Origin of the sequence: Mucilaginibacter sp. PPCGB 2223 (genome assembly GCF_001705515.1) — a bacterium.
In the GTDB taxonomy this organism is placed as follows: domain Bacteria; phylum Bacteroidota; class Bacteroidia; order Sphingobacteriales; family Sphingobacteriaceae; genus Mucilaginibacter.
Genome location: NZ_MDJS01000003.1, coordinates 782,444 through 795,451, shown reverse-complemented (window position 1 = coordinate 795,451; position 13,008 = coordinate 782,444). Strand labels below are relative to the sequence as shown.

General features: G+C 45.5%; 7 protein-coding genes. All 7 read right to left on the bottom strand.

Annotation, left to right across the window (positions count from 1 at the left end; genetic code table 11):
- Positions 1 to 215: 215 nt before the first annotated feature.
- The 7 genes from bglX to BEL04_RS18235 all read right to left on the bottom strand — a co-directional run bounded on the left by bglX (position 216) and on the right by BEL04_RS18235 (position 12,752).
- The gene (gene bglX / locus BEL04_RS18265; RefSeq protein WP_066006209.1) at positions 216 to 2,489 is read right to left on the bottom strand and encodes a beta-glucosidase BglX; all 2,274 of its coding nucleotides are present in this window, start codon (positions 2,487 to 2,489) and stop codon (positions 216 to 218) included.
- A 41-nt stretch (positions 2,490 to 2,530) separates the two neighbouring features.
- The gene (locus BEL04_RS18260; protein WP_254659596.1) at positions 2,531 to 4,285 is read right to left on the bottom strand and encodes a family 43 glycosylhydrolase; all 1,755 of its coding nucleotides are present in this window, start codon (positions 4,283 to 4,285) and stop codon (positions 2,531 to 2,533) included.
- Complete coding sequence (locus BEL04_RS18255; protein ID WP_254659595.1) at positions 4,285 to 5,529, bottom strand: glucoamylase family protein; 1,245 nt, start codon at positions 5,527 to 5,529, stop codon at positions 4,285 to 4,287. The genes BEL04_RS18260 and BEL04_RS18255 overlap by 1 nt, the downstream gene beginning before the upstream one ends.
- A gap of 116 nt (positions 5,530 to 5,645) precedes the next feature.
- A complete protein-coding gene (locus BEL04_RS18250; protein ID WP_139113098.1) occupies positions 5,646 to 7,331 on the bottom strand; it encodes a glucoamylase family protein in 1,686 nt (561 codons plus the stop codon).
- 81 nt (positions 7,332 to 7,412) lie between these two features.
- Positions 7,413 to 8,237, bottom strand: coding sequence for a LamG domain-containing protein (locus BEL04_RS18245; protein WP_066006206.1), 825 nt, complete (start codon positions 8,235 to 8,237; stop codon positions 7,413 to 7,415).
- Positions 8,238 to 8,253: 16 nt separating this feature from the next.
- On the bottom strand, positions 8,254 to 9,735 hold the full coding sequence (locus tag BEL04_RS18240) for a RagB/SusD family nutrient uptake outer membrane protein (RefSeq protein ID WP_066006205.1): 1,482 nt from the start codon (positions 9,733 to 9,735) through the stop codon (positions 8,254 to 8,256).
- 11 nt (positions 9,736 to 9,746) lie between these two features.
- Positions 9,747 to 12,752: a TonB-dependent receptor gene (locus tag BEL04_RS18235; protein ID WP_066006204.1), complete on the bottom strand. Its 3,006-nt coding sequence runs from the start codon at positions 12,750 to 12,752 to the stop codon at positions 9,747 to 9,749.
- Positions 12,753 to 13,008: the final 256 nt, after the last annotated feature.

The window sequence follows — 13,008 nt, the reverse complement described above, 5'->3', positions numbered from 1 at the left end:
AATAAGGTAGAATTTGGGTGTTTTGCAGTTGGTATAAATAAAAAATACATAAACACTATTAAATTGATAGGTTTATTACACTAATCTTAGCGGAGATGAAACCCGCGAAATATCGAACTTTTGGGAGGATATTAAGCCTGTATCATTTTTAAAGAAAGATAAATTCTAACTATAAAGTTTCTATAATAGGGCTTCCGCTGTTTTTTGCAAATGGTCTAAAGCCGCAACTTAAAATCTGCCTCCATTACATCCTGTGAGTTGGTACCAATAAATATTTTGTATTGCCCCGGCTCGTTTGTGTACTTCATATTGATATCGTAAAACTTCAGGTCGTTAGCCGTTAAAGTAAAAGTTATTGTTTTTGATTCGCCTGGTTTTAAGAATACTTTTTGAAAACCTTTAAGCTCTTTAACCGGCCGTGTTACCGAACCGATCATTTGCCGGGTATACAGTTGGGCAGTCTCTTCGCCGGCATAATTACCTATATTGGTTATAGTTATAGTAGCCTGCAGCTTATCGGTAATGGCTATATTGGTTTTATTCAGACTGATCGGGCTATAACTGAACGCAGAGTAACTCAGACCATAACCAAATGGATATAGCGGCGTGTTGGCCACATCAAGATATTTGGATGTATACTTTTCTTTTTCGTCGAAAGGCCTGCCGGTATTTTTTGCATTGTAGTAGATGGGTATTTGCCCCACATTACGGGGAAATGTCATGGTTAATTTACCCGATGGATTATATTTGCCAAACAATACATCGGCTATTGCATTGCCTGCGCGCGTGCCTGCATACCAGGTTTCAAGTATGGCATCCAGGTTTTCGTTCTCCCAGCTTAATGTTAAAGGCCTGCCGTTCATCAATACCAAAACAACGGGTTTACCTGTAGCTTTTAGGGCTTTTAGCAATGTTTTCTGGTTTTCGGGCAAAGAAATGTCGCTCCGACTGGATGCTTCACCCGTCATCATAAAGGACTCGCCTAAAAAGGCCACAACTACATCAGCATCTTTGGCTACCGATACGGCTTCGTCTATAAGCTTTGCAGGAGATTTTACATCAGGAACAATATCGGCACCGTTTAAGTTGAGCTTGGTGATCATCGCTGTATCATCCAACAAATTGCAGCCTTTGGCATATGAAAACTTATTGTTCGGATATTGCGGCTGAACAGCATCCCAAAAACTTATTGCCTGTTTCCAGTCGCCCGCACCGCTCCAATTGCCGATGAGGTTGCGCTGATCTTTAACCAAGGGGCCGATGAACGCTATTTTTGCATTACTTTTTAATGGCAGGACGCCCTGTTGATTTTTGAGCAATACCATGCTTTTTTGGGCTGCCGATTGTGCAAGCGCCATTTTATCGGCACTCATCATTTCGGCACTCCGGGTATTGGTAATACGGTTGTATGGATCGGTAAACAGGTCCAGCTTATACTTAGCTTCCAACACGCGGCGGCAAGCCTGATCAACATAGAAAACATCGATCTTTTTACTCTGCACCAGTTTTTTTAGTTGTGCCAGGTAAATCTCGCTCACCATATCCATATCGACACCAGCTTTTAATGCCAGCGCGGCTACCTGCGGCTCATCGCCTACGCCATGTTTCATCAATTCCATTATGGCGGTATAATCGGTGGCAACCATTCCCTTAAAACCCCATTGCTTACGCAGCAGATCGGTTAGCAGCCACTTATTGCCGGATGCCGGAACGCCGTTAATTTCGTTAAAAGAGCTCATTGCACTACCGGCTCCGGCGTCGAAAGCGGCTTTGTAAGGCGGTAAATAGACTTCGAACATTTTGCGTTCGCTCATATCAACCATATTGTAATCACGGCCGGCTTCGATAGCGCCATACAGCGCGAAGTGCTTTACACAGGCTAATACGGTATTATTTTTATTAAGATCCGTGCCCTGGTAACCATGCACCATTGCCGCAGCTATTTGCGATCCTAGCCACGTATCTTCGCCGGCACCTTCCGACACCCGGCCCCAGCGTGGGTCGCGGGCAATATCAACCATGGGCGAAAACACCCAGTTTAACCCGTCGGCGGTGGCTTCGTTGGCAGCAGTGCGGGCAGTTTTTTCAATTAAAGGGATATCCCAACTGGCTGACAAACCAAGTGGTATAGGGAAGATGGTGCGATGACCGTGTATCACATCATAACCAAAAAGCAGAGGGATTTTTAAGCGGGATTTTTTTACAGCGATATCCTGAAGCTTACGGACGGCCTCGGGTGTGTAGGTGTTAAACACACCACCAACCAACCCTTTTTCAATTTTGCCTTCTACACCCTGACTTAAAATTGGCCCGGTAATATCAAACCCGATAGATGGCAGGTTGAGCTGACCTATTTTTTCGTCGAGGGTCATTTTAGCCATCAATGCTTTGATATAAGCATTCATTTTGGCTGTCTTGCTGTTTTGCGCGTAGCTAACCGAAGTTACTGTGAGCAATAGAAATAGGATGAGCGGCTTTAAATGTTTCATATGTATGGTGATATCTCCTTTATCGTTTTATCAGTATTGAATTAATCGACTTTAATTGTTTTAGTTCGTTTCGATACCCCGTTCTCGTTTATCGCCTCTATCTGGAAATAAAACGGCAGATCTTTATCCATCGCCTTAAAAAAGTACTGGTTGGTGTTATATACCATAATGCAGTTATACAATTTACCGGGCGAGGTACCTGTGTAAATATTATAAGCATAGGCATCGTTTGCCAACTGCCATTTTATCCAGGCGCTTCGTTTATCCTTTTCGGTACGCAGTACAATAAAATTTTTAACAGTATCAGGTTTAGCCCCGTTACCATTGCCAAAAACGCGCAGGCCGCTGATGGCAAACTTACCGGTAGGCATATGTAAATTTAACAGTTTGATATATCGTGCGGTTACCGGGGCAGGCAACTCAACATAATCGTGCGGCACGTCTGTTTTATTGCTGCTTTTATCTACCAATACCCGCCAGTTTTTATCATCGGTTGAATACAGGAGTTTGTACTGATGAAAAACGTTTTGTGATTTACCTAAAAACTCAGCATCTTGGTCGGCGTAGTTGATCTGCACGGCATTTACAGTGCTTGCGTTGCCTAAGTCGGTTATTATCCACTCGCCGGCGTTACCTGTAGCTGCGCTCCAATAGGTTTTAATGTCCTCGTCTACGGCATTGTTAGCTGCAAAACCGCCTAATGTTGAAGATACCTGTACAGGCTTATTATAATTAAGCAGCATCCAGCCAGTGAAGGTCCCGTTCAAGTGTTCGGCTTTGCCATCGGGCAGCAAGGTTGGATAGTCACCAAAGGCGGTATTGCAATACAGCACACCATCTTTATCAAAGCCAGCAGGCCAAATGCCAATGCGGCGCTCGAAGTTATTTTTTACCGATATGCCAATAGTGGATACATGCCAGTAACCGGCCCAGGCATCCTGAAAAGTGGCGCCATGGCCTGCCCCACGCGCAAAACCGCCGGGTTTATAACTAAAAGGGATGGGCTGCGGTGTAAATGGCCCAAGCGGAGTATCACCCACAACAACGCCATCGGCATATCCGCTAAACTCGGTGCCCGGAGCGCCGTACTGCAGGTAGTATTTGCCGTTATGTTTGGTCATCCACGATCCTTCGATAAAGGGATCGAGAAAAATATCATCCTGGTATTCGCCGAAGCGCTGCCAGCCATATTTGTAAGGTTCCAGCAGGTACGTTTCCTTGCGGGCTCCTATCATTTGAAAAGTTTTGGGATTAATTTCGGCTCCATACAAAGGGTAGCGGTTGCTGCTGCCGTTGTAGAGATAAAGCCGGCCATCATCATCTCTGAAAAAATCAGGGTCCCAGCCTCCTGGCTCAAAGTTGTGTACGGCCTCTTTCCATTCGTTCGCTTTGGGATTGGTGCTCATCCAAATCGGGAAGTTGGATGAGTATGTTGAACCGAAGACCATCAGCGTATCGCCTTGCACCCAAACCGCAGGCGCGCATAAGTCATCATATACTTTATGCTCGGGCCTTAAAAACGACCGGCGAACAAAATTCCAGTGATACATATCGCTGCTCCACCAGTAACCCATTTGATTGGTGGAGAATAAATAATAGTCGCCTTTGTAAAGTGTGATCACCGGGTCGGCAGTGGCGCGGTGTTTACCCTGTTCGGCAAAATTGGGTATGGGCGTATAGCCGTAATCAATGTTGATGGGGTTGCAATAGCTACGCTGCTTTTGCTGCGCATAGCCGATACCAGCTATCAACGCCGGCATCATGGTCAAGACAATAAGACGCCTAAGTTTCATCATCAATTGGTAGCAGCGCTTGTAAAATCAAGTTTTTTCAATCCGGATCTGATCTCGGAGCAGCTCATAAACAATTTCCAGAGCAAGCCAGTACGATAGTTTTCTATCATCACCACAATCGGACCCTGATCAATAGCCAGGTATGATTTAGCATACCAGTTATGCGATTCGCTGAAGGCATCGGTAAAACCGTACTCACCCCAGATCTTATCACCCAAATCATAATAAAAATGGCGCAGGGCCAGCATAGAAAATTTGGGCGTATATGGGAATGCCGATAAGGCTGCTGTTGGTGATATCACACCCAAATCATTAGTTGGCGAATGGGCATTGTAACCTGCAAAGTTATCACTTGCCGTAAGCCCCCAGCAGTTTTCGCCATAACCTTTAAATTTTTTAGGATTAGCTACGCAGTAGGCGTGGTTTATGAGGGTGTGGTTGGTATTTTGTTCCCAATAATCGGCATAGCGGTCTTTTAACCCGTGCGGATCTAAGCCCAGGAAGGAGTATTGAGAAAAGAACAACGGGCCGCCGTAATCAAAGCCTAAGGGCAGTTTATAACCATAAAAGGTTTTCCCATTCTCAAAAAAGTTACTTTTTGCCCAGCCTTTGTGGTAGACATCGGCAGATACAGGATACCGCTCGCCAGAGGCCGCAAGGATATAAGTGATCAAACACTCATTAAACCCATGGATGGGAAAGTTCATGCTCCAGCCGTTATTTGGCGACCAGTGCCAATAAAGCACGTCTTTGCCGCCGTTGGTTTGCCAGTTCCATTCCACTTCATCCCAAAGGCTGTTTATTTTATTACGCAACTCCCTTTCTTTGCGATCGTTACCATCGTAATATTGCCTGGCGCATAACAATCCCTGAAAAAGGTAAGATGTTTCTACCAGGTCGCCTCCGTCATCCTTGCGGCTGAAAGGAATGACTTTGCCGGTACTGCCATCAAGCCAATGCGGAAACACACCGTGGAAAGAACTTGCCTTAGATAAAAAGTTAACGATCTTTAACATCCTGTCGGTACCCTGCTCACGGGTTATCCAGTGGCGATTAACAGCGACGATCATTGCCATAATACCAAACCCGGAGCCACCTGTAGTGACAACCTCGTGCCCGTAGTTGTAGGCTATGTTACTGCGCTCACGCGCAAGCCCGCTTACAGGGTGGGCAAAGTCCCAGAAGTACCTGAATGTTTGTCGTTGTACCACGTCGAGCAAGGCACTATCCGAAAGGCCTCTAATCATACCAATGGGTTTTATTCCGGTGTTTGCAATGCTCTTGCCCTGGCCAAGGGCTAAGTGGGAAACGGCAAGAAAAAATATAAGGACAAGTGTATTTTTCATTAAGATCATGTATCGTGTTATAAATTAGGGCTTGTAAAGCCAAGGCTTCTCATACCTGTTTTAATTTCGGGGCAGCTCATAAATAAATTCCAGATGAGGCCGCTCCGGTAGTTTTCAATCATCACGATTATCGGCCCCTGGTCGATAGCCAGGTACGAGTTGGCAAACCAGGTGTCGTTTAAATTAAAGGCATCGTAAAATCCATACTGCCCCCAGGTTTTATCGCCCAGTTTATAATAGAAGAACCGGAGCGCCTGTAACGATTCCGCTGGAGTGTACGGCATTGATGATATGGCCGCGGTCGGTGCAATCACTCCGACATCATTGGTAGGCGAACCGGCCGTGTACCCACCCGAAATATCGCTGGCGGTAAGCCCCCAGCAATTTGTACTATATCCGAAATACGATTTTGGATTGCTAACGCAGTAGTTATAGTTGATGAGGGTGTGGTTCTTAGTTTGGATTTCGTAATTGGCGTAAGCATCAGTTAACCCTTTCGGATTAATAGCCATTAGCGAATAATGTTCAAAGAATAGCGGGCCGCCGTATGGCGGACCCAAGGGCAATTGAATACCGAAGTACGAATTGCCGTTTTTCATCGAGCCGTTATTTGCCCAGCCATTATCGTAAACAATTTTGGGGATAGGGTGCGTAGTTGATGATGCGCCTAAAACGTAAGGCATTAAGGCTTCATCCCAGCCGCGGATTGGCATGTTAATTGCCCAGCCCTGATCGGGGCTCCAGTGCCAGTACAGCACATTTTGATTACCCTGCCTGAACCAGTCCCACTCCACGTTATTGTAAAGGGTGTTAATATCGGCGCGTAATGTGGTTTCATCGGTACCTGTACCGTTAAAGTATTGCCTTGCTGTTAACAAGCCTTCCATCAGGTATGATGTTTCGACCAGATCGGCGCCGTTATCCTGCGCGCTGAAAGGCACCACCGCGCCTGTGGTGCCATTGAGCCAGTGCGGAAAGGCGCCGTGAAATTTTTGAGCGGTATTTTTTAAAAAGCCAACGATCTTTTGCATGCGTACCAAACCATCGGTACGGGTAATAAATTGCCTGTTCACAGCGGTTACGATAGCCATGATACCGAAGCCCGAACCACCCGTGGTCACGATATCGCCCGATGAATTACGTTCGCGGGCGAGGCCGCTAACCGGGTGGCCAAAATCCCAGAAATATTTAAAGGTTTGTTTTTGTACGATATCCAAAAGCTGATCATCGGTAACGACCGGGAACTTGTTGGTCGAATCGATAGTGGTGGTCAATTGTAAGTTCACTGCCGATTGCAAACTTGCATTAGCCGCCGATTTGAGACCGGTAGTAACCGATACCGCGTATTTTGAAAGGTTTTGCAGGGCCTGCATCGGTTTGATCACGACAGTAAGGTCGTTGTCTTCATAGGTTGCGTTGTAGCTTACTGCCACCCCAAACGGATCTTTAAAAGTAATGCTACCGGCTACCGAAGAACGGTTTACAGCATCAGAAAATGAAAATTTAATAACCGGGGCAGTATTGACATTGGTGTATGAATAGCCATTAAACACGCCATTAATCTTTAACGCGTTGAAACTGAAAGTTGCCGGCGGAGTAATCACGGGATCGGCTGAACCGGAGCCCGACGGGCTTTTTGAACAGGCAAAAAAACCGGTCGTTATTAATAACAATAAAATAACTTTGATCCTGCCCATATTCATTGCCCCTGTATAGATTTAACTCGTTTGTATATAAAAGATTGCCCGCTTGTGGCAGGCAATCTTTGTACCAATTACTTAATATTACTTACCCCTGTTTTCGAGTTTTACAATAGTGCCGATATCCGAATCGCTCAAAGCCTTATTATAAAACCGCACTTCGTCAATCTGGCCGTTTACGTAGCTGGCCCAGGGTTGCGAACCTGTTGCCGTAGTGAGGCTCGGCGTAGTTTGAAACTGCACCGTACCAAACACCATTTTGGTAGCGTTTTGAAATTTAATGGGGCCAGCACCTGTAGCCGTACCAACTACCGAGCCGTTAACATAAAACTTCATTGTAGAACTGGTGAGATCAAAGCTAACGGCAATGTTTGTCCACTTGTTCCAGGGGCTGGCTACGTTATAAGTACCGTAAAAAAGATCTGTTCCGTTATTGTTAACATGCAGCTTTAGCAAACCGTTTGTAGGTGTGCTGCCGTTCTCAAAAAACAGATCGAAATTACCCCAGAAGGAGTTTGGATTGGCAATATCTACAATACCTGCTATGCCGGTTGTATTTTGCGGCATGTACACCCATGCCGTCATGGTAAAGCTGTTCAGGTTTTGCAGTGCTGCCGGCACATTGCTTACTACATACGAGCTACCTGTAGCCAATAACGAAGAGCCTTTTACCCCAGCCGTAAAACTGGTGCCGGAGCCGGTGCCTGCAGTGTTAGATAAGCTATCGGTGAGTGTGCCGTTAAACGACCAGTAGGCGATCAGGTTTCCTTTACCTACATCATTCGAACTGGTATACCCGTTGATGCTCAAAGGTGGAGCGTAAGATGAAGGATCGAATTTTTTCTGGCATGAAGATAGGCCGATACATCCGGTGACTGCCGCTATCATCAAGATATTTAATTTTTTCATTGCTGTTTCTTTTTGATTAATAACCAGGATTTTGAGTTAATACGCCTGCGCTTAGGTCTATCTCCGTTTGAGGGATCGGCCAAACTTCGTTTTTGTTTGCTTTCCAGCCTTTTGGACCAAAAACCGTAGCCGCGCGACCCTGGCGGATCACATCAAAATAGCGGTCAAATTCCATTGCCAGCTCTACGCGGCGTTCGTGCCAGATAGCTGTGCGCAACGTACCCTGTACTGTTGTTGTTACCTTAGGCAAAATGGCATTGTTGCCACCGCGGGCGCGGGCTCTTACCAGTTCGAGCGAGCTTAAAGCCTGTGCGGTTTGGCCCAACTCGTTCGCGGCTTCGGCATTCATTAATAAAACATCGGCATAACGGATTACCCTTACGTTTTGCTGGCAGCCTTCGTTAAAACCAGATACATACATGCTGAACGGTACATACGATTTGTAGTTGTACATTGGGTTATCGCCAACGGCAGGTATTGGGTCGCCTTCCACTGTGGTTGTCCCCCTGAAAATGATTGTTCCTGCTTTGCGCGGATCACCTGTTTCAAATTCATTCACCAGATCTTGTGTTGGTACATTAAAGCCCCAACCGCCGCCGGTAGACCCTCTTACACCTTGTACCTGCGAGTATTGCGAGTTTGATGCAGCAGAGTTACCAGGGATCAGGGCGTTCTGTATCTCAAAAATCGACTCAGAGTTATTTTCGTTTTCTGTACGGAACAGTTTTTCGAAGTTAGGGAACAGGCTATAGCCTAAACCCATTACCTGGTTGGTGTAAGTAAGTACATCGGCCCATTTTTGCTGATACATGGCCACCTTTGCGTGTAAGGCTAATGCCGCGCCTTTGGTTGCCCTGCCAACATCGGTAGCCGGATAAGATTGCGGCAATACAGCGGCGGCATCGGTCAGATCGGCCTCGATAGCTGCCCAAACCTGCGCCTTTGGAGCGCGGGGTATATTATAATCGCCCGGGTCTTTAGGTAAATGCACGCGCAATGGCACATCGCCAAAAGCCCTTACTAATCTAAAATAGGCGTAGGCGCGTATAAATTTACTTTCGGCCAAATACCTCGCCTTTAAATTGGCGTCCATATTTATGCCGGGGATATTATCTAAATTTTGATTCGCAAAGTTGATGGTTTGATATTCGCCTTTCCAAAAATCAGTCAATTGACCTTCGGACGCTGTAGCAGTGAAATTATCAAAATCATTCATAAATGCGGCGTCGTTGGTACTACTACCTTTTTCGGCATCGTCTGATCCCATACTTTCTACAGCTATCGGCGCGAAGGCGATATTTGTCCACTCGTGCAAATTGGCATACATCGCACTCACTCCTTTTTGGGCATCACCGGCACTTTGCCAAAATTGAGCAACGGGGGTTTGGGCTTGTTGAGGCACATTTAAGAAGCTTTTCTGACAGCCTTGCATTACAACAGTAGTTGTGAGCAAGCTTAAGCTCAATGTTATATACAGGTTGTTCTTTATATTTTTCATAACTGGTTATATTAAAAAGTAAGATTCACGCCAAAATTGTAAGTAGCATATAACGGGTACACGTTGTTATCAATTCCCGCGTTGGTTGGCGAACCGCCTATTTCGGGAGTAAAGCCTTTGTAGCCGAATATGTTGATCGCGTTTTGAGCGTTAGCATAAACCCTTAATTTTTTAACTTTTAATTTAGTTAGCAACGCTGCCGGCAGTGTGTAGCCCAGCTGCATGTTGCGTACCCTGAAATATGAGCCGCTTGATACATAGAAAGAGTTTGGCGCTGCGTTGGCATTTGAACCTACGTTAACAGATGGATAGGTATTTGAAGTACCCGCGCCATGCCAGCGGTTATCGTAAAAATCTTTAGTGAAGTTTTCGTTACCAAAACGATAAGCAGTATTGGCGTTATATACGCTTACACCGGTTACGCCCTGCAGATCGATCGTCAGATCGAAATTTTTAACCGTAAGATTGGTGTTGATACCATAATTTATTTTGGCGTTCGGATCGCCAAGATTCACCCTATCACGGCCGTCAATTACGCCATCGCGGTTTTGGTCGACGTATTTAAAATCGCCGGGTTTGGCAGCAGTTTGAGCCGAGGCTGCAACTTCTGCAGGGGTTTGGAATATCCCTGCAACCTGGTAGCCATAAAAAGAGCCGATAGGATCGCCAACTATGGTGCGCGTGGCCAGGGCGCCGTTTGCAATGCCGTTACCACCTCCGTATATAGGTGTATTACCGCTGATAACAGACAAAACAGTATTCTGGTTATAACCAACGTTACCACTTATCGAATACTGTATATCTTTATTGATACTTGCCCTCCACGTAAGCACTGCCTCCAAACCGCGGTTGCGGATATCAGCCTGGTTACCTATAACGGTACCGCTGGTACCCAAGTTACCTAAAACCGGTATGCCAAATACGGCATTATTGGTTTCGCGGTTGTAAGCATCAAATTCAAATGATAAGCGGCTGTTCAGCATCGAGCCTTCAAGGCCGATATCGGTACCCGTCGACCGTTCGATAGAAATTGCCGGAGGAACAATGCTGTTAATACTTGTTCCCTGGTATGCCGTTTCAGGATTACCGAAAATCGCCGTTAAATAAGGTGCTGTAATAGTTGCCGGAATTGTTAAGTTACGCGGCACGCCAGCGTTTGCTACTTTACCCCAGCTTCCGCGCAGCTTCAGCATATCAAACAGATGCTGATCCTTCATGAAATCTTCCTGGGTAATTACCCAGCCTGCGCCAACCGCCGGCAATGTGGTATAGGTATTGCTGCCGTAAAACTGCGAAGCGCCGTCAGACCGTACCGACGCATTAATGAGGTACTTATCTCTGTAAGAATAATTTACCCGGCCGAAATACGAGACAAAAGTGTTGAGGGTACTGCCGCCATCGGTGATATTAAAATTATTACCTAACGAAAAATACTGGTTCTCGCTGCCTGCGGGCACATTTTGCGCACTTAAATTTACGGCATACAATTGCTCACGTTGAGCAGTTTGCCCTGCCAGCACAGTGATTCTGTGATCGCCAAAGGCGTTGTCATAGTTTAAAGTGTTTTCTACTATCCAGTTGCGGGTTTCGCCCCTGCTGCGGGTAAGGCTGCTAACCGTGCTTTGCTGCCCGAGCGTTGCCTTATATACCGGCACGTAACGTGTACTTTGCCCGTTAATAAAATCCCCTCCGAATGAGGTTTTAAATTTAAAATGCTTCAGGAACGTTAGCTGCGCATAGGCGTTACCGGTAAAGTGATAGGTTTCGGTATGCTGGTTAAAATAATCGAGCGTAACCTGCGGGTTGTAATTGTTACCCCCGCCTAAATTATAGTCGTTCGGATCGCCATAAGAGCCATCGGCATAATAAACCGGAACTACCGGGCCGGCGCCATACAATTGATGGAAGATATTGCCATCAATATCCTTTGAGTTGCTGTACTGCCCGTTAATTTTGATGCCGAAATCCAGATTTTTAACAGGGGAGTAGTTGTCATTAACACTTACGGTATAACGTTTAAAATTATTTGTTTTAACGTTGCCATCCTGGTCAAGCACGCCAAATGAGATATTATAATCAGACTTCTCGGTGCCGCCGTTCACCGATAAATTGTGATTGGTTGTAAAAGCATCGTGCAAAATCTGGTTATACCAGTTGGTGCCAGTACCGAAGCTTGAAGGGTTGGCAAATAAAGCCGCACCGCCATTAACAACAGAAAGTTCGTTAACAAGGGTAGCATATTCGGTAGCATTTGCTATTTGTACAGGGTGAGTTACCGTTTGCCAGCCCGCGTAACCGTTGTAGTTAACTGTTACCTGGCCTTTTTTGCCCCGTTTTGTAGTGATAATGATAACACCGTTTGATGCCCGTATACCGTAAATTGCGGTGCTCGACGCATCTTTTAATACGCTGACGTTATCAACATCGGCCGGGTTTAAAAAATTAACATCGTTGTACCACACGCCATCAACAACATACAATACATTGGTATTGCCGTAAATGGTGCCGGTACCACGGATGGTAACCTGAGGTGATGAGCCTGGCCCCCCCGAATTGGTCACCGAAACACCTGCCACCTTACCCTGCAAACCACTAATGGCATTGGGCGACGATTGCTTGGCAATTTCGTCGCCTTTTACAGTGGTTACCGATCCGGTTACATCAACCTTGCGCTGCGTACCATAACCAACAACTACAACTTGTTGCAACTCGTTGTTTTGGATCAGCATTTTAACATTGAGCGTAGTTTTTCTGTCGACGGCCAATGTTTGGGTCTGATAGCCTATAAAGGAAAAGGTAACAGATGCATTCGGTGATACCGAAATTGAATAAGCCCCATCAGGACCTGTGGTAGTACCCGCAGTTGTACCTTTTACGGTAACGCTAACCCCGGGTAAACTTTCGCCGGTTGTACTGTCTGTCACTTTTCCGCTTAGCTTAATGTTTTGTGCAAAAACATTAGTAACAAAAAACACACACATCAGTACTAACCCCGAGATAGTAAAGATTCTCTTCATGGTTAATAATTTTAGGTCAGTAAGAATATAATTGGTTGCTAAAAACTCAATCCGAAGTTGAGGAGTAATAAAAGCAATGCAAAAAAAAACGCCTCTACATTAATACACCGGCTTTACAAGAGCTTGCTCAAAAAAAAAGACACGCTTTTTCAAGATATTGTAAATGAGGTATTTAATTTGATTTATCTTATTTAAAAGATACTTCATTTATCAATTTCAAATTACAGCAACGAATTGGTGTATGAGAGGTAATGAT